Consider the following 23,673-nt stretch of genomic DNA (forward strand, 5'->3'; position numbering starts at 1 on the left):
CCTTTGTCGTGAAAAAGCGACGACCAGTAGTCTGGCGTCTTGGCGACGGTCAGCACCTCGGGAGGCTGGTCGTTCATGATGCCTCGAAGCAGAGCCCATAGCGGCCCGGCCCGTCGACCAGGTAACAGGTGACGTTCATCTCCTCGAAATCCTCATCCTGTGGCGCGCGCTCGTGGGCATCGATGCGCGCCAGTTCGTCGCGCTCCTCGCAGAGCCATTCGTACCGGCTCTCGTCGCCGTCGAAGAACGGGGTGAGATCGTAGTTGCGGTGCATGCGCGCCAGCTCGTGCGCGTCGGGCTCCACCCAATAGGGCATGTGCCAATCGTCGGGCGTTGTCTTCCAATGGTCATAGCTGGCGCCGGGGAAGCTATTGAGCATCGGAGCGCTCCTCGACCAACCAGGTCTGAGAATTTCCTTTGAAGCCGAAAAGGCTGTCGCCGGCCTCGATCACGGCGACAGCCCCGTCACGCACCGCCGCGTGAACAACATGCTCGGGGATGGCCTGGAACGGCCCTTCGAACCACCAACGCCTCTGGCCACTGGAGAAGCCGAGGTGGAGGTGGTCGCCCTTCGCGAGCCGATCAACGACGGTGCGGACGTCCATTGCCGTGCCTACGCGAAAGCGCGGCGCTTGGCGCGGAGCGGAACAACCTTCGCGTGGCGGCCGAGGCCGCTCGATTTCGCCAGCGCCGAGCGCGTCGCCGAGTAATTCGGCGCGACCATCGGATAGTCGGCGGGCAGGTTCCACTTAGCGCGGTACTCTTCCGGGGTCAGGCCGTAGTCGGTCCGAAGGTGGCGCTTGAGCGACTTGAAGTGCTTCCCGTCTTCCAGGCAGACGATGTGGTCGGGAAAAATCGACTTCTTCGGATTGACGGCAGGCTCTTGCGGTGCGGTCGCGGTCACGATCGGGCCGTCGAGCTTGTTCACGGCGCCGCTGACGCTGGCGATCAGGTTGGGCAGCTCAGCGACCGGCACCGGGTTGTTGGCGACATAGGCCGAGACGATCCCGGCGGTCAGTTCGATGAGGCGTAGGCTCTTGTCTTCCATTGTTACTCTCCGTGGTAGGGGTTGACGTCGTGGGGCCTAAAGGGCGGCCCCTGGGCGACCTGGTTGCGAGCGTTGCCGCTCGAATCTGAGAAGCTCGAACTCCATCATGCCGGGATAGCAGGCGGCCGAGCGCGGACGGATTTGCTGCTGCATCGCCCGGCTGTCGACGGTGTCGTATCCGTGCGAAAGCAGGAACGCCTCGAGCGCGGCGACGGTATGGGCTGGCCGCGTGATCAGGTGCTCGAAACTCAGCCTCAAATTGGGAAGCCGCCCGAGGCCTGCCGCGGCCATGTTCAAGGGCCGATCGCGGCGCAGGCCGGCGACGAAGACGCGCATGGATTTCCGGTTGTTCGCCACCGGAGCCCCGGTCCCGTCCAGCATCTTCAACTGCGATCTGGCCTGCTCTTGCGGGTCTCGATCGAGCCAGATGACGACATGGCGCGGCATCGGGCCAATGGGAAGGTCCGCCGGCGTGATGAGCTTGATCGCCTTGCCGCGAAGGGCAGAGAACGCCTTGGGGTCGAACCGACCGAACATGCTGGCGTTCGTCTCGAAATCTGGCCAGTCCCCAACGCAGGGCACGCCGCCGGCGTGCAGCATCTGCATCATCAACGATGTCCCGCATCGACCTAAGCCGGCGACGACGATTGCGGGCAACTCGTTCATTTCTGGTTCCTTGGTGTAGCCAAATCGATGCGCGATGTAACCATTTTGGTTACAATGAAGTCAAGAAGAAAAAGGCCGATTTGTTGTGCGGCCTGGCCTAAGCTTGCTTGTGGTCGAAAGCAGATGGCTGGTCGGCAAACACGATCTCGGTTCGCCAATGTCGGCGCAGCTTGTGTCCCACCCGACGAAACGCCTGCAGGACCTTTCGCTTTATCCATGGCCTGTTGACCAAGTTGTCCGGAAAACGGGGATCACTGTGCACGGCGAGCGCCGGCGCATCGATCAGATTGGATCCTGCAGAGTAAAAAGTCTTGGTCTGGACGCAAAGGGCCGGGATCACCTGATAGGATTTCAGACTGTCGGCCAGTCCACAGGCGGGGTTGAACTTCACATGGTCGACCGCATCCGAGAATACTTTGGTGACCGCCAAGAGGCGCTCGGCCGCCGCTTTCGAAAGAATGTATCCGCCGGACCCAAAATGAAAGCTCCGCAGAAGCGCCAGTTTGAAGACGCCGGGCAGTGAGCGTACCACGCGGTCAAGCCACACTCGTCCGCCGACTGTTTCGATTTTCACGATGTCCGCGTCTCCGGGAATCCAGTTGGTGTTGTCACCCAGGAACAGAGCCGCTTGCTTGGATATCAACATGTCGTCTTCGAGAACGCAGCCGTAGGCGTCTGTGCCCGACACGATCCGCTCCCAGCACCTGCGGTGGCTTAGGAAGCAGCCCACCTCTTCCGGCGTCATCGCGGCCGCGCCAGCTATGGGCTTGTAGACGTCCGCAATCTCAGCGTTGCTAAGCAGGCGTCCGTCCACCGCCGGGACTCTTTCAAAGGCTGCCCCGATCGAGTGGAGGCGATCTCTCATTCGCTGCCATCTGTCGGGGCTGCGGTCCAGGTTGATGACGTAGGATTTCATGGTTGCTGTTCGCCCCTTCTGCGGGTCGTTCCCTTACTCGACTAAACTGGATGCGGCGGATCACGACTGCTTGAGGCTATTTGTGATCAGGTCTCGGCGCGCCGGCGCCGACGACGCGGAGGCCCGCTTCGGTCAGGCGGACATAGGTCCACGGATAGCCGGAGAAGGCCTGACCGCGTGTGCCTTCCGGTTCGAGCTTTCCCTTGTGGCTCTCGGGCAGGTAGGTTTCGAGAAGACCGTTTTTCCTATCCAGCAATGCCGTCATGGCTCTGGCGATCGCCGGATTGCCGGACGCCTCGAAGCTGCTGAACCGGCCCTCCCGCTGGAGGATCGACAGGATGCTCTCGGGGGTGATCTCCTTTCGCGGGATTTCATCAAGGCCGACAGACCACGCGTCGATGAAGAACATCTCAGGTTCGCTCGGCGGTGAGACGTGCGTAGTCGCCCAAGATGGTGAGCGCCTGTTCGGTCTCGATTGCCCTGCGGCCGAGTTCAGGGTAGCGAACGCCACCTTCCTGCGGATCGTCAGCAATCTTGAGCCAGAAGTGGCAGAGTGCGATCCGTGCCGCTTCCAGCTCGGGCGTCCACTCGATGGCCTCGCTGCTCGCGAGAGCGGCGGCGATGAAGCCAGCATATTCGCCGGAAGTATCTACCAACGATTCCGCATGCGAGGCTTCGCTGTAGGGCCATTCAATCGGGACGGCCCACAGGTGCGGGTCGTTCTCGCGGCGCTCTTGCCGTTGCCACCACGCGTTGAACGTGTTGGCTACCTTGATCGCAGTCGGGTAGTCGGCGACGGCAACGACATCGTCCGGACCGTGAATGTTCACGCACCAAAGGGTCATGGTTGCACCTCCGGACGGCGCTCGAGTCTCAGGTAGCCGAAGCCTGGCCCCGACAGGATCTTGTGGCCACGCTCGCGGAGCTGGCTCACATAGCGGTAGACGGTGCGGGTGCAGATGCCGAGTTTCGCCGCCAGCATGTCGGCGGTGACGATCTCTTCGCCGATCTCGGACAGGAGCTGGTCGCGTTTCATCTCTTGAATGCCACTCATAGAAGCGATCCTTGCGTGTCGGTGGTTGGAGGTGGGGATATGCCCGGCCGGGCCGTGACGGGCTTCGACGTGGCCGGCAGCATCCATTTCGCCGGCAGGACGGGCTTGCCGTTCTTGGCGAATGGCACCAGGCGCTTCCAATCGAAAAACCCGAGCTGGCCTGCAACCGGGATGAACTCGACCGGCCGCGCGTTGGCGATGATCAGCCCCTTCGGGCCGAAGAACCACGGGCTGTCGAATTCGGTCACGATGGCGACGATGGTGCCGACACCGACGATGCCGCCGCGCTCCAGCTCGGCCGGCGGCGGGCATCGGAAACCGAGCGACTGGCAGAGATCGGCGCAGTCCTCGTATTCGTCGCGCGTCATACCGGTCGAGGCGTGGATGGCGAAATCGCCGCGGAATTTCAGGCCGGGGTTGGCTGCTTTCCAGGAGCGGTTTTCCACCGACTTCCACTGGTGCGCCAGCGCGAACGCCCATGGTTGGCGCACCGAGAGGGCGAGGCGGGGCAGATCGTTCATGGGTCACTCCTGGCGATCAGTTTCGGTTTGAGCTTGCCCTTCTTGGCCTTGGTCTCGACCGCGATAGGGACACCCGGCCGCTGCGCGAAGATCGTCTGCAGCACCTTGCGCACATGGTCGGCGCCGGGCGCGCCGGTGGCGAGGATCATCAGCGCCGCATCGGCGAGCGCCTGATTGATGTTGTCAGAAGTGGCGGCGACCGAGGGGGCGGCGCGCACCTTGGCCCGGTTACGCTGGCGGGCGACGCGGAAATATTCCCGCTTCTGATCCTCGTCGAGGCTGATGAAGCTGCCTGGCTTGGGCGCGTTGCGCTTGGCCAGCATGTCGTGCAGCTTCATCAGCGCAACGTCTCGCGGATCGACTTGTGTTTGGACATGTCCAAATGCGTCGTCCATCACTGCCCCGCGATGTTGGTGTGGGTGGTGATGATGTTCGCGCCGCCGTCGGCGCGACCAGGATCGGAGGCGAGCGGCGCGAGCCTGAAATAGTCGAGCGCGGCTTCGGAGACGGCGCACTCTGCAAGGTCCTCGATCGACCGGCCTTTCTCGGCCGCAATCGAGCGCATGCGAGCTGCCGTCCTTTCGTCGATGTAGACGGAGAGGATCGGCATCACTCGCCACCCTCGCCAGCCCGGCGCGGCCGAGCCTTGGTGATCAGCACCAGCTCACCACCGGGATAGACCAGCTCGACGTGTTCGTTGCGGCCGATGCCGTCGAAGATCGCTTTGAAGGTGGCTCGCAAGCCTCTCGTTGGTGCGCTCCAGCAAATCCATCTTAGCCTGTGTCTGCGCCTGCGTGATCTGCAATTGCAGGTCGGAAAGGCGCGGGGGATGCGTGATTTGATCAGCCATTCAGTTTCTCCTCGATGTAGTTGAGACGTTCGCGCATCTCGGTAATGAAGCGTTCGACGTCTTCGCGACGGGCCGGCTTTTCGGTGCTGGTATCGAGAACGTCGCCGGCCCATGCCGACGCTCTTGATGAAATCCTGGCGCAGCGCTGGGCAAACTCGATCGGCGTCATGCTGCCTCCTCGTCGGGCGTGCGGTCGGTGTAGGGCGCGAAGCCACGGAACTGGATGCCGGTGTGGAGCAGCTCGGCCCACTCGCCCTCGCTGTCGCGGTAGATGATGCGGCGCTCGCCGTAGATGCCGAGGCACTCCTGCACCACGCGCTCGGCGTCGTTGGTGACAGTCGTCGTGCCTGGCCGGCAGTTGTCGGCGATGAACACGAAGCCGTGCATGACGGCCATTTCGCTGTAGCTGGACCGCGTCATCGAGAACCCCTGTTTGCCTTCGGGAATTTCCGCGACTGCATCTTTTGCGAGGGGATCTTCCGCTTGTTCTTTTTCTGGCCCGTGCGCCCTTCGAGGCGCTTGGTTTTCGCGATCTCGCGCTGATCGTGCGGTGTCTTCGCGCCGTGCGTCGGCTTGTTGAGCGCAACGATGTGCTCCAGGCCGCACGACGGCGGGATTGTGTCTTGCGCCTCGGCATTCCAGCGCCGACGCTGGAGGGCGGGATCGTGGTCGAACTGGACGCCGTCCAGCGGGTTGAGCCGCGCGCCGCTGGGCTCCTTGCCCCCTTGGCGCACGACGATCTCCAGCTTTTCGCGGATGCTGAGCGCGCGGGGCCTCCAGTTCTCGGGCGGGCCGAGAACCTGGGCGCCGTGGTCGGCAAGGGTGGCGATGCGGCCAGCCATGTCAGCCAGCGCTCGGCGGGTTGAGCGCAGCAAGCCGCCGCGCTTTGATCTTGTCGGCCAACTGGCGGCTGCTGTCGTCGTTCGTAAACCGCGCTTCCACGTCGAACTCGGTCCAGACCTCTTCCACAGCCGCGGCGGACTTCGCTCCGGCGAGCGCCAGCTGGAAATCCTCGAAGAACTTGCCGTAATTGAATGCCTTGCCTTCGCCGTAGTCGGAGGACTGCTCCTGCTCCTCCTCGGCAGCTTCCGCGCCGTCGTGCTCGCCAGCCATATCCTTGTCGAAACCGCTGTCGGGAATCGTGTCGATGCCGAAAGGCGCGTCGGGGCTCGGCGGCTTGGGTGGCGATGGCGGCGTGAGCCTCGCCGTGGGTGCAGGCTCGTCGTCGTGCTCGATCAAATCGCCGGCGATCTCGCGCGCCTCGAACTCATCGCGGATGCCGCCCAGGACGTCGCCGAAAAGCTCACGAAGGCAGAAGCCGGCGGCTCGCCACTGCTTCATGCGCTTGGGATGGCGAAACCACACCGCGTCATTGGGGACATCGCCCCATTCCTGCTTTCCGTCCTTCCACACCTTGCCGCGCCGCGTGGGGCGCTCGTCCCAAAGGCCGGCTTTCTTGGCGTCAGCAACCGAGTAGGCCTCGATCTTCATCTCGCCTGTGTCGGCGCGCACAGCCTTGCACCAGCCGATGGTTCGCTCGTCGAGGGTGTTCATCCCGGCGACCACGTCCTTGTGCAGGCCGAGATTGAGGAGCGCTTCCTTCGTCGCGTCGCGCAGATAGCCCAGCTCCAGCGATTTCACTCTGCCTGACTTGCGAACGACGTTGATCAGGCCGTCGCCGTAAAGCGCTGGCTTCCCGCCGATGACGGTGAAGCTGCGCAGCGCCACCATGGGCGGCAAGCCAAGCTCCGCGCCCGACATGATGACGATCGCGACGGCGCTGGTGCCTTTCTTGCCCCAGCGGTTCCAGGCGTCGATGCCGGCGTCGTCGTTCGGTTCCCTGCCTACGAGGGCCTGCGGCGCCAGCCCTGCCTCAACGATCATGGTCGAGAGGCGCCACGTCTCCTCGATCGACTGCGGAATGATGGCGCTGATCGCGCCGCCGACTAGCAGTGCCGGCACCTGTGCCCGTTCGTTCATTTCCAATCCTCGGGGTTGAAGCGGTTGACGCGCCAGGTCTGGCGCATTGCATCGTGTTCGATCCGCATGTCGTTCCACGCGAACCAGAAGGCAGACCGGATCTCGCGCTGTAGCGTTCCGAGGAACGCGAAAAGGCTTACCGGCAGCCACAGGACGATGATGGCGAGGCGCACCCAGCTCATGGCTACTTGTCCACGTCGTCGAAGATCGACCGGTTGCCGTTCTCGTCGAGCAGCGTGCCGTCGGGCGACCACTGATGCTGGCCGGTCGGATGCTTGGCGGCGCGCTGCTCGTCGGTGCGGACGTCAGGGCGTATGATGGCGACCTTCGCCAACTCGGAATGGTCCTTCACCTCGGCCACGGTCACGCTGACCTCTCGGCCGCGCATGGGGACCATGACGCGCTGACCGACTGCGACGTCGAACGCGCCGGCAAAGAAGTCATAGGTTTTGTCGCTCTCGCCGAATTTCACGGCGACGATCTTCTGGTCGGTCATGCTGCCCTCTTGTCTGGAATGCGCTCCATGCCGGCTGGCAGGGTGGCGTCTTTGTTGCGAGCGATGCGGCCGGCGACCTTTTCGACCGCCTCCCGCACTTCGGGATCGTGTTTCAGGGCCACGACCAGCGCGTCGTAATCGGTGATGCTCGCGACCCAATAGGTATGGAGGGACACCTTGGCGCCGGTCCTGCCGGAGAAGACGGAGCGGGGCTGCGCCTCACGATCCGCGTCTGCTACCTGCTGGACCAGCCGCTTGGCCTCGGCCTCGGCTTCGAGAAGATCGGCCTCCTTCTGGCTCTCCTGTTCGAATGAAGCCGCAAGGCCGGCAGGGTTTGCCATGGCGTTGCGTTGGGCTTGCTCTTCCTCGGCGGCGCGGGCGGCATCCGCCACGCGCTGCGCCGCCGCTTCGGCCTCGCGCCGGATGCGGTCGGCATCCTCACGGGCCTTGCGCTGGCGATCCTGCTCCTGCCGATCGAGTTCTTTCAGCCATGCCTCGCCGTGCTTTTTCAGCTTCTTGGCGAGTTCCTTGGCATCGGTGCGCACGTCGCGCCATTTGTCGTCCACGGCGTTGCCGCCATCGAGCCAAGGCCGCTTTTCGACGTTGAACTGTTCATCCGCCTTGGTGGCGATGCCGGCGAGCCGCTTTGCCCAAACGCCCGCCTGATCGGCTTGCTCCTGGGTGCTGATCGGCTTTTTCAGGAAGCCCTCGACCGTTTCCTTCTCGGCCGACAGCTCGACGATCAAATCCTTGTGGAGATCGCCGGTCTTGGCCGGCAGGTTGTGGTCCTTCGAAACCGAAGGCGGCTCATCTGGCCACGCCTCGCCCGCCAGCACCGAACGATAGAGCGCTTCGGTGATCGGGTTGCGACAAGCGTAATTCCAGACCTTATCGGCCTCCGCTTCCTTGTCGTTCTGCAGGCAGAAGATTGTGCCCGACCCATCGCGCCAGATGGCAACGGGAACGAGCGGCGCGTCCTTATAGGGACGGTTCCTGAAAAATCCTGACTCCGGGCTATCGGCCGAGGGGCCAAGCAGGAGCAGTTGATCGTGGGTCAGCTCGCGATATCCGCCAGCCAGCTTCAAAGCCTGACGCCACCAAGCGTATTGGTCCGCCGTCATCGATTGTATCCTTTTGCGTTACACGTGAAACCATTTTGGCACCACAAAGGGCACGACAAGGCGGTCGTGGGTGCGGTCTGCTTTCAGATTGGGAGGACCCGACCGAGCTGGCGCTGGGCGTGGGGGGTAGGGTTGCAGGCACCAACCCGGCCGGGAACACGCAGATACTCGACACCAGACCGCGAGCCATGATGGAGAAAAACAACCAGGGGGTACTGGGCCATCGGTCTAGCGATCCTTCTGCGTGAAGGGATCGTAACCAATTTGGTTCATTTTGCAAGAGGTGTAGCCAAAATGGTTACAACCAAGGCAAAAAAAATCAGATCACAATGTGGAAATCCGCAAGCGGGCGCGGCCGACGACCTTCAAATCCTTCGGCTCGACGGTCTCATTGTTTGCAGCGCTGTTGTCGCTGTGGACCTGTACGGCGCCTGACGTTAGGGGAGAGAGGTACCGCCACTGCACCACGCCGGCGATGTCGAGCGCGTAGAGGCCCGGCCGATTCGGCTCGTTGTCATCCGTATCGATGACAAGCGCATCACCTTTGGTTACAAGTCCGTTGGCCTGGTAGGCGTCGACCATCATGAAGCGGAGGTTGTGCCCAGCCGCTTCTGGCACCATGCGCTCCAAGAAGTCGGTGTCGAGCGCTATGGCCGGCGATCCAGGCTTTGGTTCGTGGCCTTTGAGGATCTCGAAGACGCTGTTGAACTTGGTCAGATCAATCTGGCTAAGCTCCGGAAAAAGCAGCTCTTGCGGCTGGCAGTCGAGAAACGGAGCGATCCTCTCAGCCCACTTTGCCGACAGCTTCCGCTCGTCCTCTTCCATGCGGCCGAGGTGCTGGCGGGTGATGCCAACGCGACGAGCCAACTCGGCCTTGCTGATGCCCTTGATCTCGCGGAAGTGCCTGATGCCATTGCTCATATCGAGTCGTTACCGCAAATTATTTCACAGCGAAACTGTGCCAATCTGGTTACAAACGTTGACTTGTAACCAATTTGGTGCGAAATCGGGCTCATGGAAGCTGATCATCCTTTGAAGAAATGGCGCCTGGCGCACAATCTGTCCCCGGCCGAGGTCGGCCAGAAGATCGGTTGCACCCGATTGTCGGTCGACCGCTACGAGTCCGGTCGTCGGAGGCCGAAGCAACCATACCTCGACCGTATCGTCGTTATGACCGACGGCGAGGTGACGGCAAGCGATTGGTTGGGCAAGGAGGCTGCTGATGTCGTTGCGAAGCGACAGGCTTCGGCCTGACCAGAGGTACAATCAACAAGTTCCCTCTATCCGTCCGAAGTTGGTCGGCATTCTCGACAACGCCCCAGGCCGCGAGGCCGAAGGGTATCCAGGTATCGTCGTCATCGGTCATTCGCAGGCTCCCTGTTCCGGTGGCGACAATGACGCGGAAATCGTTGGAGGTGTCCGACAGGGCATCCGAGAATCCCGACCGTTCGTCGTTCCTTCTCCTGTTGTTCGTGAGGAATCGATGCAAGACATTGCAGCTGAGCTACAAGACGTGGTCTTCAAGGCCGCGGGTCCTATCAAACCGGGCATGGGCATCAAGGCGCAGATCAACGCGGCTTGTGACAACCTGGGCTATAAGCGCGGCCACTGGCGCGTGCGTGAGGCCTGGTACGGCAATGCGTCCAACTGGAACGGCAAAGCCATCTTCGATCTGCTCGGCCGTTACAACCGCCTTTGCCAGAAGTCGGGGTCCACGCTGGCGCCGGCTAACGATCCGCTGGCTAAGGTTGCTGATGCCAGAGAGCGGCGTTGACTGTGCCACGGCCCCTGTACTCGAAGACTTGATTTCATTCTTCGTCGGCCTGGCACCATTGGTCCCCAGCCAATGTTTCAAATGCGAAGCATTTAACGAGGAGTTTAAATAAATGATTCAGACGGACGCCGGGCCAGCCATAAACGGGGAAGTAAAAACCGTGATGGCTGGATTCTGTGTGATAGCCAGGAGCATTGGATCATCTGCCGCCGAGCGGGCGGCGACAATCCATATGGTCGCGGCGGCGGCATATCTCGAAGAGACAGTCGGCGCGGCCAGGACGAAGGAAATACTTGCCGCCGTGGTTTCAGCGATCGGGGCGGTGCTTACCTAGAACTTGAACGGCAATACCATTTGTAATTTGTAGGAATTGCCGCTCCTCACGGTTGAGAGAGCGACATGTACGTGCATACAGAAGCGGGGTCAGGTTATCCGTGGCGGGGCTGCGGATATACCTGCGCAAATGCGTCCACCCGTGGTGCAGGGGCATGAGCCACGCTGCAACCAATTGGGCCATCACCCAGCGCGGATTGAAGCCAGCGACCAGAGTGGTCCTGTGGCACCTCTGCGACCGCCACAACCCCGACCTCGGCTGCTTCCCCTCCCAGGACAAGCTCGCCTATGACTGCGAGATGTCGCGCTCCGCGCTGAACGAGCATCTCAAGATCCTGGAGCGCATCGGCCTGATCCGCCGCGAGCAGCACATCAACCCCCGCACCCGCCAGCAGGAGAACACGCGCTACCGGTTCTCGTTCGAGGCCGACTTCGTCGCGGCACAAGATGTGGTAGTGCCGAGTCCGGAATCCGGACACGGAGCCGTGTCCGGAAAACAGGCAAAGCCGTGTCCGGAAAATGCCAATAGCCGTGTCCGGAATCCGGACACTAACCTTGTAAGAGAACCAGTAAGAGAACCTCCAGGGCGCGCTGACGCGCTAGGCTGGGGGGATTTCGATATTTTGTGGAATTCATGGCCGGAGAAGATGCGGCCAGATAGCCGGGAAGCGGCTGCCCGAACGTTCGCACCCCTCGGAGCTGACGCCAAGGCGATGGCCATTGCCACGGCCGAGACCTATCGAACGGCCATGATCCTTCGGAAGGAAAAGCCCCTGATGATCCCCTTCCTGAAAAAGCAGCTCTTCGCCGAGTTCCACGGCGGCCCGCCGATCGACAAGGACGGCGATTTCGTGATCACACCTGATCGGCCGGAGTGGGGCGAATGGCTGGCGTCGATCCGTCGCCAATATGGCGACAGGGGCGTGGAAAGCACGATTAAGTGTCGTCGCATCCTGCGGAAAACACGGTGGCCGAGCGATCTTTCGCTTGCCCAAAGTGTAACCAAAATGGCAACATCCGTAACTGAAACGGCACCTGCTTCGGCAGCGCGGGATTGATTGAATGGGACGTCTTTTTCTCGATACGCCGGCCGACAAGGAGAAGCGGATCGACCGCTTCATCGAGCACATGCGGCATGCCGAGGACATCTTCTTCGCCAAGAACAAGCGGGGCCTGCCCACGCCGCGCGATCTGCTCTGGCTGCTCTTTGCCGACGCCGTCGACACCCAACGCCAGATGCAGAACGTTGAGCGCCGCATGGTGTCACGGGTCGGGTCGGCGATGCCTTCGTCACGGGAGACCGAAGGCGAGGCCTTTATCCGCGAGCGGTCGCGCCTCGAGGACGGCATGCCACAATACGACACGGCCGAGGTTCGGATCGTGGTTCACCAGTCGGCCGCCGACCGGATGGTCGACATCATGGACCTGTTGCGCTTCGTGCGGGCAGGACGGCAAGGCCAGGACGCGCTGCGCTACAAGCGCACCTTCCTCGCTCACGCCGGCGGCAATGGCGCGGAGTTCTGCACCCGCGTCTGGGACAAGCACCGCGTCGACATCATGTCGAGGCAGTCCCTTCACGACATCAAGAGCCGGGTGCTGGGTCAGATCCTCGCCGGCATCGAGCAGGAGTTCGGGCTGGTCCGCACAAGCCGTGGGTTCCGTCGCCTGACGATCCGCGAAATCGAACGGCGCCGGAAGGAACGCAAGCGCGAAGAAAACCGTCGCAGGCGCGAGGCCCAAGAAAATGCCGGTTGATATCGCCATGCCACGCAACCTGGTGGAGCGCCGCAAGAACGCCGGTTATGCAGCGGTCTGCGCCGTCGGCTTCGATGCCGATCCCGGCGTCTTCCGCCTTGCTCCGGCCGAGAATATCGAAGCGCTGCTCCCCCAGCTGCAACCCGGTCGATGGGAGAGGCTGCACTTCGCCAACGTCCTCTGGACGCCGGGTCTGCCGGTGGCGCGCACCCTTGTGCTGGCGGCCGAGCGGTTCCTGGCGAACGTTCATCTCGGGCAGCACTGGTACCGCGCCAATGTCGAAACGCTGAACAGCGTGCTCATGGCCGAAGCCACCACGTTGCGCTCGACCGTCTGGTCCCATGCCGAGCTGATCGCACGCCTCAAAGGGCAGGCTGATCGGGAAGCTGACCGGTTTGCAGCGGGGATCATCTGATGTTTCCGACAGCCGATCAAATCGCGCTCGCCATCGTCATGGCCTGTCGTCTGGCTGAGACCAGTCCAATCCTGACGGCTCTCGGCCACGTCGCGCAGCGCGAGGCGCGCGGGCGGCATCTGGCTTTCGCAGCTCTGGTCGACGCCTTCCCCGACGCTCGCAAGATGGGGATCGCCAGATGCTGCGGCTACGGCAAGGGGATGGCGGCTGCACCGGGCAACCTTCCGACTTACCGCAAAACCGCATGGTGGCGTGACGATTGGGTCGACGAGATCGTCGGCGCCGTCGTGGCCGAGCAATACGGCGACCAAGCGCAATGACCGCCCGCCTTTCCCGTTTCTTTCGCCGTCTTCGAGGCCGCGCAATCCCGCGCGTGTCGTGTCGCGGCATTCACCTGAGGATCCAGTGAAATGGACAACATGCCCACCGTACAAACTCTCGGTAGCGAGCTGGCCGAAGTCGAGAACGAATTCTCGCAGGCGATCGACGAGGATTTGGCCCGCGACACCACCACCACCGAGGTGAAGCCGACCGTTCGCAACATGATCGCCAACACCGGCATTTCGCTGAAACGCCTCGTCGATCAGATGCGCACCAAGGAAGCCGAGCTGGAGGCGGTCAAGGCCGCCGCGACGGTCGAATTCGAGCGCATCGTGGCACAGGGCAAATTGGTCCGCGACAATTGCCACCAGGAGACGGACGCCGACCTTCACCAGATCAGGACGACACTCGAGGTGCTGGATCCTGCCCGGGCCAAGCTGGCGGAAATGGCCTAAGCCATGGACGCCGTTGTCCCCTTCGACGCCTCCGGACTCGCTCAGGTCATCGAGCGAGCCCGGATGCTGTTCGACGACGGCGACGTCGCATCGGCGCGCATGCTGGCCTCTGGCGCTTATGACCAGGCGAAGGCGGCAGGCAGCTATGCCACGCGCTTCCACGCCGGCGAACATCTGATCACTAAGGCGCGGCGGCTCCAGGCTGACGCGCTGATCATCGAGGCGCGCGCCAAAATCACGATCGCCACCGAATGGTCGGCCGCGCAGGAATCGGGCGAGGCGTCGAAAGGCGGCCGACCGAAGAAAACCGTTCCATCTGAGAACGGTTTTACAGCGGCCGAGGCAGGACTGACGCGCCGGGAAATCCACGAGGCGCGCAAGCTGGCCGATGCCGAGCGCCGCGATCCTGGCATCGTCGAGCGCGCGATTGCCGGCCGCGTCGCCGCCGGACTCGAGCCAAGCCGGGCCAACCTGCGCGTGGCGATCGGCACCGACAGCGCCAGCGCGGCCGAGCGCGGCAACAATCTCTACGAAACCTGCCCCGAAGCAACACACACGCTCCTGGCGCTGGAAACCTTCGGCGGCCGGATCAAGGAACCGGCATGCGGTCGCGGTGCGATCTCTCGCATGCTGGAGGCGGCCGGCTACGACGTCGTGCTTTCCGACCTCATCGACTATGGCACCTATGATCGCCATGGCGTCTTCCAGGACGTGCAGGACTTCGTCACCAGCGAGGCAGGCGAAGGTGGTGACGATATCGTCTCCAACCCGCCCTACGGCTCGGTGCTCAACCCTTTCGTCGCGCATGCGCTGCGCGTGCACCGGCCGCCGAAGATGGCGCTGCTCCTCAACCTGAATTTCCTCTGCGGCTTCGACGATCCCGACCGCAACTACGCCATGGACGAGTGCAGGCCGGCCCGCGTGCACGTCTTCACCAGGCGCTTGCCGATGATGCATCGCGACGGCTGGGACGGGAACGAGGCGTCGTCCCGCATGAATCTCGCATGGTTCGTCTGGGAACAGAGCCTCGTTGGCGAATATGACGGGCCGACCATCATCAACCGCGTCGACTGGAAGGACTATCAGCCGGGGGCCGAGGCATGAAGCACACTCGCTCCCTCGCCGAGATCGAAATACGCCAGAAGGTCGTCGCGAGATTCCGCGAGCTGTGGCCCGATGCCAGGATCATTCACGAGATGAACGTGGAGGGCGGCGCAGCACGCGCCGACGTCGTCGCGGTGCAGCCTGACAGGATTTGGATTTGCGAGATCAAATCCGAGCGCGACACCCTCTCGCGGCTCCCCGACCAGGTGAAGTTTTTCGGGCCTTCCTGCCACGGCCTGATCATCGCGGCGCATTCAAAATGGACGACGAGCCCCGGCATGTCGGAGCCGCACCCGAAGCATGGCTATCGCACGACGCTTCCGAGCAAGCTCGACACGACTCTTTCGGGCGTAAGCCGTCGCCTCTACGACCTCTGGACCTATCCCGAGCCGGTGCTGAACAGCGGTCGCGACTGGCGCGCGCCGTTCTCTGCGCAGGTGCCCTGGTATCACCGGATGATCCACCTGCTCTGGAGCGACGAGATCCGCGCCGTTGCCGGCGAGCACCGCATCGCCTGCACCTCGAAGACGTCCGGATCGAAACTGGCGAAAGACCTATCGCAGTTGATGAGCGGGCGAGAGATCGAGCGCGCCGTCTGCAAGCAGCTCCGCGCCCGCACGTTCGCCGAGGCTGACGAGCCCATCTTCGTCGATCGAAAGGCCATTCCCCCACACCCGAACTCTGTCCGCCAGGAGAGCATGCTTTGAACCATTTCGCGGGCTTCACGACGCCGGTCGTCGGCGGTCATCACGCCATGCTGCGCTTTGCCGAGGATGGCCGAGCGGAGCCGGTGCTTGGCCCCTGTGGCGCGCCTCGAGTATTCCCGACCGAGCTGGAGGCGTGGAAGGCGGTCACGGAGAACCTGTTGCGCTACTTCAATGGGCATTTGAGGCGAGACGGCGAGACCATCACCAGCGCCCGCGACGCGGCCGAGCGCATCTTTCGAAAGGGCCGGATGATTCCGGTGGAGCATCGATAGCCATGACTGACAAAAAGGGTTTCAGCGAAGGCTGGGCAACCAGACGCGCCGACGGGACGCCTCACTATTTCCGTCGCGACGGGGTTGGTCTCGCTCGCTCCATCTGCGGTGCGCAGGACGCGCCCGCCGGCTGGCTCTCGATGGCCATCAATTCGCGATGCTGCGAGCGGTGCGCAAGGCTGAGGGATAAGGAACTCACGAAATTGGCTGCTTTGCCGCTAGAGGCGGGCAAGGACGAGAGAGGCGACCATCGGACGTGTTGATTGGAAGTCGGACGACTGACGCTCGCTGATAGCGGGTCAGTTTGAAATTCCGGGTCCACGGCGAAGCATAAGGCCCGCAATTTTAGCAATGTAATGACCGGCTGCGTAGAACCCGCATACGAGGATCAGAGAAAAGTCTGGGTAGCCGAAGTGTGTCAATCGAAAAAGATCAGCCAACGCGCAAAGGCCGATCAGGGCCGCGATAGCGCGAAACGCAATCCCGAAAATTCGTAGGAAATGGAAGAAAACCCGAAACCAGATTTCCTCCGCCATTGCCCGCATTTCGGTTCCTAATCGAGAAAGGAAGCCACCACCGCCACGAAACTCACGATCGCGAGAATGATAAAGGGTGTAATCGGAAAAACCAACTGAGGATTGTTCGTCCATTTTGTATTTCAAATCTCACTCCGCTTTTTGTATGATCAACAATCACGGCCGTGAGGGAAGCCCTTGGGGGGATAGATGAAAGAGACTTGCATAGCGCTCTTAGTGGCAATTCCAAGTGTGATTGCGCTTTTGTTGTTTGTCAAAAGCCTCGACCCGGCTTTGGAAATTGACAACTTGAAGGAGCAAATTAAGCTCCAACATAGAGAACTGCGTTTTTTGAGCAATATGGCAAACGCAGGCTTCTCTTCTTGCGGTTTGTCGGTCCTGAATTTTGAAAAATTCGCCAAGGAAAACGACCACCCAGTACTGTGGGAGGGAGATGACGGACTGGTTGGAGGATTTAAGGTGCACAAGAAGGATTTGTGCATCGTGAGCGTTACCGTTCCCGATTGGCTCTGATAATCACAGGCGCCCTGGGAGGCCATCGGATCCCCCAAATCGGCCGAGGGGGAAGCGGGCGTCCGGGATTCTACATCAGCACGGAGCGGGCATGCGCTTGCCGCAGCTGGACTTCCATGGTGCGGATCGTGCGCGACGCCGCAGCCAGCGTGTCGGCCCATTTGTCAGCCTTGGTCGGGTCGACCGATTTCAAGGCGACGCACTCGCCATCCTTGAAGCCGCCGGCGATCGCGCTGATGATGCGCTCGACCGTCTTCTCCATCCTGCTCATGGCAGCGATATCGTCCTTCGACGGCTCTGGCGTGTTGTCGTCGTCGAACATGCCGCCCTGCTCGATGCGGTCGCGGACCGACTGCGCGGCAGCGCGGACGCCCGACCAGTCTTTCAGCTTCCCACTCGTGAACAGCTTCACAATCTGCATCTGGTCGTGCTTGGGGAGGTCGACCAGATAGTTTGCGTGTCCGAGCGGGAACTGGTTGCTGTCGACCAGAGACTGGATGGTCTCGTCCAGATTGAGCAGCGCCGTGCGGGCGGTGATGCGCGCCTGCTGCACGCCGATATCCTTCGCCAGCTTCTCGACCGTCCAGCCGCGGTCGAGCATCGCCTGGAACGCGCGGGCCTCTTCCATCGCCTTGATGTCGGCACGGGCGAGGTTTTCCACGATCGCTTGCAGCGCCATCTCGTTGTCGTCGATCTTGACGACCTCGCAGAGAATGTCGGCCGCCTCGATCAGCTGGTGGGCGCGCCATCTGCGCTCCCCACCGACGATCATGAACTTGTCGTCTACCGGGCGGACCGTGATGGCCTGGATAAGACCGCGCTCGCGGATGGATTCGGCCAGCTCCCGAAGCTTCACGGGGTCGAAGTGCTTGCGCGGCTGGTCTGGGTTCGGGATGACCTGGCTGAGGGGGATGCGCTTTTTCATGGGTCTGGTCTCCGTGCCGGATAATTTCTTAGCAACAACAATAACTTAGCTTGTAACCAAAACGGTTACAATAGGGTTGCTGAGAAATATCCGCAGGGGGTTCCCGTCAGCCATTGGCGCGACCCTCCGCGTTCGAGGCGTCACGGAGGGCCGTGCCGTCGGAGCCTCACGCGCGAGAGGGAATTTCAAAACAGCTCGCTGTCTAAACGAAATCTGTCAGGCATGCGTATGAAAACCGCAAAGTGTTCGCTCATGGAGCGAACGCGAAATTTAAGCCCTAGAGCCACATCTGCTTATATGACACTATGTGAAACGGAAAAGGGCCCTCCGAAGAGAGCCCTTTTTATTTGGGAAGTCGAGGATTCGTCCGCTCGGGAGCAACTGCCAATCTGATCTCGACTTTTCAATTATGAGAGTATGCCAAGGGGGGTATAAAGTCAATGGCTATGCAAGATGCGGACGTAGCGCCGCTAACCGTCCTTCTATCGCCCGAGCGCTTAGGAAATCTCACGCAACTCACGGGCGTGGCGAGATCGGCAATCGAACTGCATCAGGAAACCATTGCATTGGGTGCTTCTCTGATGTCGGTGATTGCCACCGTTGAGATATCGCTTCGCAATGCCATCTGTGAAAATCTCAGCCAGCATTTCGGCGTACCGAACTGGCTGATTTCGCCGCCTGCCCCCTTTCAATGGAAAAGCCTAGAGGGAGGAAAAGGTACAGACGCTCTACACCGCGCGCGACGTGCCGAATACGCCAAGCTAACTCAGCAGGAAAAATCAGCACTTGAGGCGCTGGCCTACCCGAATGGACGGCCCGCGAATGTCACCCATGCCGCTCGTGCGAAAGCTCGACAAAGGCAGATTCAGGTCTCAAGTGGGAAGGTGATCGCAGAAATAACGTTCTACTTTTGGAAGCGCCTTTACAGTCCAGACTACGAGCAAAGCCTGTGGCGTCCATCCCTGAAGCGAACGTTCCCCGACAAAAAAGTCAAACGTGCCGAAGTAGCTGACCATCTCGAAAACATTTATCAGGCACGTAATAGGCTGGCTCATCATGAACCTGTTCTGCATAAGCGTTTCGCCGATACGCTCGCTTCGATCAAATACATCATCGAGCGCCTAGAGGCTCCCGTTGCCGGCCCTGACACGCGTCTTGCCAACTTACTGGCTGAATGGATTGCCGAGCTCGAAGCACAAGCCCAGGCCCTTCATGCGAAGCTAGATACCTATCGGATTGGCCCTAATGGGCAGCCATGACAGGCCCCATCTTGCGCAGGCAAGCGGATCCGTGCGCACCTGCGCCTATACGGGGATTAAACCTGACGGCATCGAATGCATGTCGAACACGAGGGCGTTGGTTGGCGGCTTTCGACCAGCACTATGAGCCGGTTGAAATTGGCATCCGGCATCCGGAGCGCTTCGCGGGCAGGATCCGAAAGGAACGCGCCCATCTGGTCGCGCTCCGAAGCCTCCGGCGTTCCCCAATTGTGGTCGGCGACGCCGGCGTTGATCAGGTCGTAGCCGTCCAGGCTGAGCAGGATGCGGAGCGCGTTGTGGAACCGGGCCGCGGTCATGCCGACACCGGCTCGATGCGGGCCTTCTTAAAAATGGCCGGCTTCATGAACTGCTTGGCCTTGTCGAGCGCGGTCTGTGCCGCCTGCTCGCTGGGAAACTGCTCGGCTCGGTCCATGCTGAACGCCCAAACTGTGCCGCGCAGTGGCCACTTCTGGCCGTTGTGATTGACGGTTACGATGAACATTGGTCTGGTCTCCGTGATAGGGGATTGGTCAGCGAACGAGCTGGAGGACCAGCCCGCGAGCCGCCTCCAGACGCTTGGGTGCGGCGGCGATCATGGCAGCGCGATGAGCGGCGAATGCCCTCTCATCCATGGCGCTCACCGAGCGCAGGTGCATCTTGATCGCGACGTTGTGGGGGTTGTCGGCCAGGGCTTCGGACAGCTCGCCGATGTAGGCGATCCTGGTTGTTGTGGAAGTCATCATTTCGGGTCTCCGTGGTAGGGGAGGACCGATGTCGCGCATGCGGCTATGCTGTGCCCGGCCCGCGCTCCCGAGCGGCTTTCGGCCGCCGGATGAATGAGCGAGAAGTCACCAGTTGCCAGCGCGCATTCGTCGGGTTGTTCTGACAAAGACTGCAGTGGTGAAAGGAAGCGGCTTTGCGTCATTGGTCCAGATTTCTAAGTTACTTCAACAACTTAGCCTGTAACCAAAACGGTTACAAGTGGTGCCAACTAGAAGAAGCCAATAAATTCAAGCACTTCGCAGGTGGTCAGCTGATCGGCTGAAACCGGCTTTGCAGCACGTCCACGGAGATCGAGCGATTGTCTTCTCCCGAGCGCACCAGCGCCTGGTCGACCTGTTCGGGATTGATGCCGATCACGGTCCAGAGGCGGCCTTGCGCGTCGGGTGCCACGGCGCCGACGTAGGGCGCCACCTGGAGCGGCTGCGCTTCGTCGCGCTGGCGGTATTGCGAGGGCAGCTTGGGATGCCGCCACGCGCAACCCTGGCTCTCCAGGCTATATTCGAACACCTCGACTCCGAGCTTTTCTTTCAGCCACACCGAGATGTAGGCGCGATGGCAATACTGGTTGTCCGTGGGGGCCTCGTAGCAGAGCAGCGCGCAGTCCTTGCCGGCCGAGAGATCGTGCATCTTTGCGACGATCCGGCCGGGGTCGAGCTTGGCGAGGCTTTCGAAATAGAGCTGCTTGTAATCGCGTTCGTTGGCGGTCTTGAACCATGGGCCTGGGGCCAGCTCCGGCATCTTGCGGTAGCCGGCGGCGTACCCTCGCGGCGTCCCCCTGGAGACGCCGATTTTCTGGATGGTGCTGGGCAGAGAATGAAACCAGCTAGAGGTAAAAATGCGCATCTTGTAGCCTTCTCGTGGTAGGGGTTTGGACACGTCCAATTGTAAACTTGTGTAACTTCTCCGGCAACCAAAATAGACCCGTTTGTTGCCGATTTGGTGCGTTGCTCTAACCGGCCTTCTGCATTACGTAGAGATGTTCTCTCGCGCTTTCGGGCAAGATCCTGTGGTAGGGGTCGAGAGGCAGGCCGATCAGGGGTAACCCGATCGGCCTTTGTATTTTCCGGCGTGCCTGGGGGACGTCGTAGCAGCGCGGCCACGCCACCCACCCGTTGATCGCCTCATAGGTCAACCAGCGCGGCAGGCTCTTGACGTCGCCGAGCCAGGTGCGCCCGGTAAGCAAGCCGCTCCCCACATATTCCGGCCCCTCGGAGAAGAACCGAAACCGTTGTCTGACCGGTTCGGATGACACCCACAGGTCAAGATCGTCGGCCAGTTCGACGCGCTCCACGGTGTCGCGGCGCAGAGTGTTGGCAATGAAACTCTCGTCGATTCGGTAGGGGGTCATCATGTCGAAGACCTTGCGAATGCCGGCGTCTATCAGCATGAAGCGCATTGCAGGCTCCTCGCCTTGGAACGTTGAGCGATGAGGGGAAGCTTCTCGGCTTCGAAAAGGTCGAGCCACCATTTCATCAGCTCGGCCTGGTAGCGATCGTCCAGACCGCGCCGGCGCGTCCGGCGCAGCTGGCGTTCGATCCACGCCAGCCGATCGCCCAGGACCGGCCGGTAGAGCAGATGGCGGAACGCATCGCCAAGCTGCATGTCCAGCGCGTAGTCGCCGGTGGCGCCGAGAGGCGACCAATCGCAATGCCAAGCAGACCACATGTCTAGGGCTTGGGTGATGGAAGGAAGCCGGCCGCGCCGGTCCTCCTCGTCTTCGGGTGGGGTTCGTAGGGGAATCATGGGGGCGGTCTCCGTGGTGCCGAATATGACCTATTCTGTAACCAAAATGGTTACAATAAGGTCAACCTAAAAGTGATTTCGCCTGCCGTTCTTCCAGACCTTGACTGTGAGGGTGTTGACGTAGGTTCCGACCTCGGCAAACGAGCCGTTGGGGAGATCGTGAAAGCTGCCGTTGAGCTTCTCGATCAGCGCGCGGAAGGCGATGGCCTTGCGGGTCTCGCGGAACTCGGTACCGGCTGACATGATGGCAGCAAGGCAACCGTCCTCTTTCAGGAAGTCGAGGGCATGGACGACGTGATCGATATCGCGCTCCATGTCGAAGGGCGGGTTCATCACGATCCGATCGTAAAGCCCGGTGACTGATGGGCGCAGCGACAGGAAGTCGGTGGCGTACACCTTCCGGTAAAGCCCCTGCGCCTGGAGCGCGGCGGCCAGCGGTGCCTGCAGCTCCACGCAATCGACCTGATTGTCGAAACGGTATTCCTTGCGCCACCGGTCCATGCGGTCGGCTTGGCCATAGCCCGAGTAGTCGGAAAAGTCCTTGATGCTGGAGACGCAGCGGCGCGCCAGATTGCCGGTGCCGGCGCTGGGCTCCAGGATGGTGAGGGGCGGCTTTTCGATGGGCTGGAGGAGCGGGACGCCCTTTAGCACCTCCTCGGCCGCGCCGTCCGGTGTCGGGAAGAAACCGAAGTTTTTCGCCGGCGTCGTCTTGCGGTTGCGGAACAGGTCATCGGGCTCTTTGGACTGCGCGTCGCCGATCACCTCGCCGTAATGTTCGGCCAGCATCTTGTTGACCTTCACGACCAGGTCGTCGCGGGTAAACCACAGGTGCGCGTTGCCGTTCTTGTAGGCGAGGATTTTGAAATACTCGCCATGATGCTCGGACTGCTGGGGATTGAAGCCCTTGCGCTCGGCGCGCACCACGTTCTCGATGCTGTTGTAAGAGGGCTTTTTGCCGTCGAGGACGGAGAAGGTGCGCTCGATGTCGCGCACGGTGTCCCACGTGCCACCATAGGACACGTGCCCATGGTCGCGGTCGAAGGCATAGGTCAGGATCATTCGGCTCCCGACCTTGAACCCGTCGTGTGAGCGGAAGCGCCGGTCGAGCTTGGAAAAGGCCGTCGCTATGCCGCGCCGGAAGATCATCTCGGATTCGCCGGCCCACTTCTCGATGGTGGCATACACGTTGTCGACCGTGACCGGCGGGATCCCCATGATCTCGTCGAGATTGACCAGTTCCTTGCCGTCGCCGTGCCGGTGATTGTAGCGCTCTGGCACCCACTTCAACGTGTCGCGCAGCTCGTCCTTGGCCTGCTTGTCCATGAGGACTTCGAGGTCGGTCATCTTGACCAGATAATTCCAGCACGAAATGTCGATCAGGCGGATGGCGGTCCGCTTCCACTGCTCGGCGTCGGGCAGATCGACTGCCTCGAAAAATGCCCTGACCTCGCGGTTGTCGCGCTCGCCGTAGCGGGAGGAGGCATGATCGCCGGCCGCCGCTTTCCACAGCGCCGCGGCCTTCTTCAATTCCCGGTCGGCCTGCTCGATCGAGGCGAATGCGCCGTGATAGGCGGACACCGCTGAATCGCGATAGGCCACGATCTGCTCGACGGTGTTGCGGGGGATCAGCGCGTTCATGGCTGCACCTCGTCGGCCCGGGCCGGGAACCATGCGCAGACGTCGCGCGTCCAGAGGGTGGCGGGGTAGCCCTGGGCACAGTCGATATCGCAATGGCGGTCCTTGCGATCGGAGATCGACCAGTTCTCGGGAAGCCGTGCGCCGTTGAGCCATGCGAGGCAGGCGACGGCGTCGGGGCGCCGGCGGAAGCCTTCGGCGAGGCGGCTATCGTGGGTCTCGGTCACGATGTACCAGTCGCCGCCGTCGCGCTCGATGTAGTGGCGCGCCTTTGGAGCGTCGACCGGCTTGAAGGCTGTCGCCTTGTGCATCTTCTGGAAGGTGAAGGCGTCGGAGCGCTCGATCACGATCTCGAAGCGCTTGCTGCCGTCGGGCAGGGTAAACTCGTACTCGGTGGGCTTGTTCATGGTCCTGGTCTTTGTGGTAGGGGGAGGGACAGACGGCGGGACGACTCCCGCTGCCGTATCGAAAGGTATATCTTCTCGGGCTAG

43 protein-coding genes are annotated in these 23,673 nt (G+C 61.7%); 13 read left to right on the forward strand and 30 right to left on the reverse strand.

The genetic code is table 11. The annotated features are described in order from the left end of the window. Window positions 1-73: 73 nt before the first annotated feature. The 20 genes from NKI69_RS27070 to NKI69_RS27165 all read right to left on the reverse strand — a co-directional run bounded on the left by NKI69_RS27070 (window position 74) and on the right by NKI69_RS27165 (window position 9,573). On the reverse strand, window positions 74-379 hold the full coding sequence (locus tag NKI69_RS27070; protein ID WP_352722860.1) for a hypothetical protein: 306 nt from the start codon (window positions 377-379) through the stop codon (window positions 74-76). Beyond that, entirely contained in the window at window positions 369-605 is a 237-nt protein-coding gene (locus NKI69_RS27075) for a hypothetical protein (protein ID WP_352722861.1), read from the reverse strand. Before NKI69_RS27075 ends, NKI69_RS27070 begins: the two co-directional genes overlap by 11 nt. Window positions 606-613: 8 nt before the next feature. Beyond that, on the reverse strand, window positions 614-1,048 hold the full coding sequence (locus NKI69_RS27080; RefSeq protein WP_352722862.1) for a Ros/MucR family transcriptional regulator: 435 nt from the start codon (window positions 1,046-1,048) through the stop codon (window positions 614-616). A 36-nt stretch (window positions 1,049-1,084) separates the two neighbouring features. Next, window positions 1,085-1,714 carry a sulfotransferase family protein gene (locus NKI69_RS27085; protein ID WP_352722863.1) on the reverse strand — a complete coding sequence of 210 codons (630 nt, stop codon included), beginning with the start codon at window positions 1,712-1,714 and terminating at the stop codon, window positions 1,085-1,087. A gap of 97 nt (window positions 1,715-1,811) precedes the next feature. Next, a complete protein-coding gene (locus NKI69_RS27090) occupies window positions 1,812-2,630 on the reverse strand; it encodes a glycosyltransferase family 25 protein (RefSeq protein ID WP_352722864.1) in 819 nt (272 codons plus the stop codon). Between the two features lie 76 nt (window positions 2,631-2,706). Beyond that, complete coding sequence (locus NKI69_RS27095) at window positions 2,707-3,039, reverse strand: hypothetical protein (protein WP_352722865.1); 333 nt, start codon at window positions 3,037-3,039, stop codon at window positions 2,707-2,709. 1 nt (window position 3,040) lies between these two features. Beyond that, the gene (locus NKI69_RS27100; protein WP_352722866.1) at window positions 3,041-3,475 is read right to left on the reverse strand and encodes a hypothetical protein; all 435 of its coding nucleotides are present in this window, start codon (window positions 3,473-3,475) and stop codon (window positions 3,041-3,043) included. After that, window positions 3,472-3,684, reverse strand: a complete 213-nt coding sequence (locus NKI69_RS27105; protein WP_352722867.1) for a helix-turn-helix domain-containing protein — start codon at window positions 3,682-3,684, stop codon at window positions 3,472-3,474. Before NKI69_RS27105 ends, NKI69_RS27100 begins: the two co-directional genes overlap by 4 nt. Continuing rightward, window positions 3,681-4,205, reverse strand: coding sequence for an ASCH domain-containing protein (locus NKI69_RS27110; protein WP_352722868.1), 525 nt, complete (start codon window positions 4,203-4,205; stop codon window positions 3,681-3,683). Before NKI69_RS27110 ends, NKI69_RS27105 begins: the two co-directional genes overlap by 4 nt. Then, on the reverse strand, window positions 4,202-4,600 hold the full coding sequence (locus NKI69_RS27115) for a hypothetical protein (protein WP_352722869.1): 399 nt from the start codon (window positions 4,598-4,600) through the stop codon (window positions 4,202-4,204). The genes NKI69_RS27110 and NKI69_RS27115 overlap by 4 nt, the downstream gene beginning before the upstream one ends. Further along, complete coding sequence (locus NKI69_RS27120; protein WP_352722870.1) at window positions 4,600-4,815, reverse strand: hypothetical protein; 216 nt, start codon at window positions 4,813-4,815, stop codon at window positions 4,600-4,602. Before NKI69_RS27120 ends, NKI69_RS27115 begins: the two co-directional genes overlap by 1 nt. Beyond that, window positions 4,815-4,946 (reverse strand): hypothetical protein, encoded by a 132-nt coding sequence (locus tag NKI69_RS27125; RefSeq protein WP_352722871.1) that lies wholly within the window; start codon window positions 4,944-4,946, stop codon window positions 4,815-4,817. The genes NKI69_RS27120 and NKI69_RS27125 overlap by 1 nt, the downstream gene beginning before the upstream one ends. Window positions 4,947-5,047: 101 nt before the next feature. Further along, window positions 5,048-5,224, reverse strand: a complete 177-nt coding sequence (locus tag NKI69_RS27130) for a hypothetical protein (RefSeq protein WP_352722872.1) — start codon at window positions 5,222-5,224, stop codon at window positions 5,048-5,050. Continuing rightward, window positions 5,221-5,475 carry a hypothetical protein gene (locus NKI69_RS27135; protein WP_352722873.1) on the reverse strand — a complete coding sequence of 85 codons (255 nt, stop codon included), beginning with the start codon at window positions 5,473-5,475 and terminating at the stop codon, window positions 5,221-5,223. The genes NKI69_RS27130 and NKI69_RS27135 overlap by 4 nt, the downstream gene beginning before the upstream one ends. Beyond that, window positions 5,472-5,897: a hypothetical protein gene (locus NKI69_RS27140; RefSeq protein ID WP_352722874.1), complete on the reverse strand. Its 426-nt coding sequence runs from the start codon at window positions 5,895-5,897 to the stop codon at window positions 5,472-5,474. Before NKI69_RS27140 ends, NKI69_RS27135 begins: the two co-directional genes overlap by 4 nt. A gap of 1 nt (window position 5,898) precedes the next feature. After that, a complete protein-coding gene (locus NKI69_RS27145) occupies window positions 5,899-7,035 on the reverse strand; it encodes a hypothetical protein (protein WP_352722875.1) in 1,137 nt (378 codons plus the stop codon). Beyond that, complete coding sequence (locus NKI69_RS27150; RefSeq protein ID WP_352722876.1) at window positions 7,032-7,217, reverse strand: hypothetical protein; 186 nt, start codon at window positions 7,215-7,217, stop codon at window positions 7,032-7,034. The genes NKI69_RS27145 and NKI69_RS27150 overlap by 4 nt, the downstream gene beginning before the upstream one ends. A 2-nt stretch (window positions 7,218-7,219) precedes the next feature. Beyond that, window positions 7,220-7,531 (reverse strand): hypothetical protein, encoded by a 312-nt coding sequence (locus NKI69_RS27155; protein WP_352722877.1) that lies wholly within the window; start codon window positions 7,529-7,531, stop codon window positions 7,220-7,222. After that, window positions 7,528-8,652 (reverse strand): hypothetical protein, encoded by a 1,125-nt coding sequence (locus NKI69_RS27160; RefSeq protein ID WP_352722878.1) that lies wholly within the window; start codon window positions 8,650-8,652, stop codon window positions 7,528-7,530. Before NKI69_RS27160 ends, NKI69_RS27155 begins: the two co-directional genes overlap by 4 nt. Window positions 8,653-8,976: 324 nt before the next feature. Further along, entirely contained in the window at window positions 8,977-9,573 is a 597-nt protein-coding gene (locus tag NKI69_RS27165) for a helix-turn-helix domain-containing protein (protein WP_352722879.1), read from the reverse strand. Window positions 9,574-9,666: 93 nt separating this feature from the next. Between NKI69_RS27165 and NKI69_RS27170 the strand changes: the two genes are divergently transcribed. The 11 genes from NKI69_RS27170 (at window position 9,667) to NKI69_RS27220 (ending at window position 15,788) form a co-directional block, all read left to right on the forward strand. After that, a complete protein-coding gene (locus NKI69_RS27170) occupies window positions 9,667-9,906 on the forward strand; it encodes a helix-turn-helix domain-containing protein (protein WP_352722880.1) in 240 nt (79 codons plus the stop codon). Beyond that, window positions 9,875-10,426: a hypothetical protein gene (locus NKI69_RS27175; protein ID WP_352722881.1), complete on the forward strand. Its 552-nt coding sequence runs from the start codon at window positions 9,875-9,877 to the stop codon at window positions 10,424-10,426. The genes NKI69_RS27170 and NKI69_RS27175 overlap by 32 nt, the downstream gene beginning before the upstream one ends. Window positions 10,427-10,538: 112 nt before the next feature. Then, window positions 10,539-10,760: a hypothetical protein gene (locus tag NKI69_RS27180; RefSeq protein WP_352722882.1), complete on the forward strand. Its 222-nt coding sequence runs from the start codon at window positions 10,539-10,541 to the stop codon at window positions 10,758-10,760. Between the two features lie 154 nt (window positions 10,761-10,914). Continuing rightward, window positions 10,915-11,817 (forward strand): helix-turn-helix domain-containing protein, encoded by a 903-nt coding sequence (locus tag NKI69_RS27185; protein WP_352722883.1) that lies wholly within the window; start codon window positions 10,915-10,917, stop codon window positions 11,815-11,817. Between the two features lie 4 nt (window positions 11,818-11,821). Continuing rightward, window positions 11,822-12,514 carry a hypothetical protein gene (locus tag NKI69_RS27190; protein WP_352722884.1) on the forward strand — a complete coding sequence of 231 codons (693 nt, stop codon included), beginning with the start codon at window positions 11,822-11,824 and terminating at the stop codon, window positions 12,512-12,514. Beyond that, window positions 12,504-12,929, forward strand: a complete 426-nt coding sequence (locus tag NKI69_RS27195; protein WP_352722885.1) for a hypothetical protein — start codon at window positions 12,504-12,506, stop codon at window positions 12,927-12,929. The genes NKI69_RS27190 and NKI69_RS27195 overlap by 11 nt, the downstream gene beginning before the upstream one ends. Then, window positions 12,929-13,249: a hypothetical protein gene (locus NKI69_RS27200; RefSeq protein WP_352722886.1), complete on the forward strand. Its 321-nt coding sequence runs from the start codon at window positions 12,929-12,931 to the stop codon at window positions 13,247-13,249. The genes NKI69_RS27195 and NKI69_RS27200 overlap by 1 nt, the downstream gene beginning before the upstream one ends. 90 nt (window positions 13,250-13,339) lie before the next feature. Next, window positions 13,340-13,705, forward strand: a complete 366-nt coding sequence (locus NKI69_RS27205; protein WP_352722887.1) for a hypothetical protein — start codon at window positions 13,340-13,342, stop codon at window positions 13,703-13,705. A 3-nt stretch (window positions 13,706-13,708) separates the two neighbouring features. Further along, on the forward strand, window positions 13,709-14,809 hold the full coding sequence (locus tag NKI69_RS27210) for an SAM-dependent methyltransferase (RefSeq protein ID WP_352722888.1): 1,101 nt from the start codon (window positions 13,709-13,711) through the stop codon (window positions 14,807-14,809). After that, entirely contained in the window at window positions 14,806-15,516 is a 711-nt protein-coding gene (locus NKI69_RS27215) for a hypothetical protein (RefSeq protein ID WP_352722889.1), read from the forward strand. The genes NKI69_RS27210 and NKI69_RS27215 overlap by 4 nt, the downstream gene beginning before the upstream one ends. Continuing rightward, a complete protein-coding gene (locus tag NKI69_RS27220; protein WP_027163394.1) occupies window positions 15,513-15,788 on the forward strand; it encodes a hypothetical protein in 276 nt (91 codons plus the stop codon). The genes NKI69_RS27215 and NKI69_RS27220 overlap by 4 nt, the downstream gene beginning before the upstream one ends. Window positions 15,789-16,087: 299 nt before the next feature. Here the strand turns inward: NKI69_RS27220 and NKI69_RS27225 are convergent, their stop codons facing one another. Then, window positions 16,088-16,450 carry a hypothetical protein gene (locus NKI69_RS27225; RefSeq protein WP_352722890.1) on the reverse strand — a complete coding sequence of 121 codons (363 nt, stop codon included), beginning with the start codon at window positions 16,448-16,450 and terminating at the stop codon, window positions 16,088-16,090. Between the two features lie 63 nt (window positions 16,451-16,513). Here NKI69_RS27225 and NKI69_RS27230 point away from each other — a divergent pair, with 63 nt between their 5' ends. Then, window positions 16,514-16,837 carry a hypothetical protein gene (locus tag NKI69_RS27230; RefSeq protein ID WP_352722891.1) on the forward strand — a complete coding sequence of 108 codons (324 nt, stop codon included), beginning with the start codon at window positions 16,514-16,516 and terminating at the stop codon, window positions 16,835-16,837. Window positions 16,838-16,907: 70 nt separating this feature from the next. Here the strand turns inward: NKI69_RS27230 and NKI69_RS27235 are convergent, their stop codons facing one another. Next, window positions 16,908-17,762 carry a ParB/RepB/Spo0J family partition protein gene (locus NKI69_RS27235; RefSeq protein WP_352722892.1) on the reverse strand — a complete coding sequence of 285 codons (855 nt, stop codon included), beginning with the start codon at window positions 17,760-17,762 and terminating at the stop codon, window positions 16,908-16,910. 440 nt (window positions 17,763-18,202) lie between these two features. On the opposite strand from NKI69_RS27235, the gene NKI69_RS27240 reads away from it, so the two are divergent. After that, window positions 18,203-19,021 carry a hypothetical protein gene (locus tag NKI69_RS27240; protein ID WP_352722893.1) on the forward strand — a complete coding sequence of 273 codons (819 nt, stop codon included), beginning with the start codon at window positions 18,203-18,205 and terminating at the stop codon, window positions 19,019-19,021. A gap of 56 nt (window positions 19,022-19,077) precedes the next feature. Here the strand turns inward: NKI69_RS27240 and NKI69_RS27245 are convergent, their stop codons facing one another. From NKI69_RS27245 to NKI69_RS27280, 8 genes are all read right to left on the reverse strand, one after another. Then, window positions 19,078-19,338 (reverse strand): hypothetical protein, encoded by a 261-nt coding sequence (locus NKI69_RS27245; RefSeq protein WP_352722894.1) that lies wholly within the window; start codon window positions 19,336-19,338, stop codon window positions 19,078-19,080. After that, window positions 19,335-19,523, reverse strand: coding sequence for a hypothetical protein (locus tag NKI69_RS27250; RefSeq protein ID WP_352722895.1), 189 nt, complete (start codon window positions 19,521-19,523; stop codon window positions 19,335-19,337). Before NKI69_RS27250 ends, NKI69_RS27245 begins: the two co-directional genes overlap by 4 nt. 28 nt (window positions 19,524-19,551) lie before the next feature. Further along, window positions 19,552-19,764, reverse strand: coding sequence for a hypothetical protein (locus tag NKI69_RS27255; RefSeq protein ID WP_352722896.1), 213 nt, complete (start codon window positions 19,762-19,764; stop codon window positions 19,552-19,554). A gap of 286 nt (window positions 19,765-20,050) precedes the next feature. Further along, on the reverse strand, window positions 20,051-20,647 hold the full coding sequence (locus NKI69_RS27260; RefSeq protein ID WP_352722897.1) for a DUF488 family protein, N3 subclade: 597 nt from the start codon (window positions 20,645-20,647) through the stop codon (window positions 20,051-20,053). Window positions 20,648-20,753: 106 nt separating this feature from the next. Beyond that, window positions 20,754-21,200, reverse strand: coding sequence for a hypothetical protein (locus NKI69_RS27265; RefSeq protein WP_352722898.1), 447 nt, complete (start codon window positions 21,198-21,200; stop codon window positions 20,754-20,756). Further along, window positions 21,185-21,547 (reverse strand): hypothetical protein, encoded by a 363-nt coding sequence (locus NKI69_RS27270; RefSeq protein ID WP_352722899.1) that lies wholly within the window; start codon window positions 21,545-21,547, stop codon window positions 21,185-21,187. Before NKI69_RS27270 ends, NKI69_RS27265 begins: the two co-directional genes overlap by 16 nt. Window positions 21,548-21,613: 66 nt before the next feature. Then, entirely contained in the window at window positions 21,614-23,185 is a 1,572-nt protein-coding gene (locus tag NKI69_RS27275) for a DUF4942 domain-containing protein (protein WP_352722900.1), read from the reverse strand. Next, window positions 23,182-23,589 carry a hypothetical protein gene (locus NKI69_RS27280; RefSeq protein WP_352722901.1) on the reverse strand — a complete coding sequence of 136 codons (408 nt, stop codon included), beginning with the start codon at window positions 23,587-23,589 and terminating at the stop codon, window positions 23,182-23,184. The genes NKI69_RS27275 and NKI69_RS27280 overlap by 4 nt, the downstream gene beginning before the upstream one ends. Between the last annotated feature and the right edge of the window lie 84 nt (window positions 23,590-23,673).

This window comes from Mesorhizobium sp. M0491, from assembly GCF_040321265.1.
Classification (GTDB): Bacteria; Pseudomonadota; Alphaproteobacteria; order Rhizobiales; family Rhizobiaceae; genus Mesorhizobium.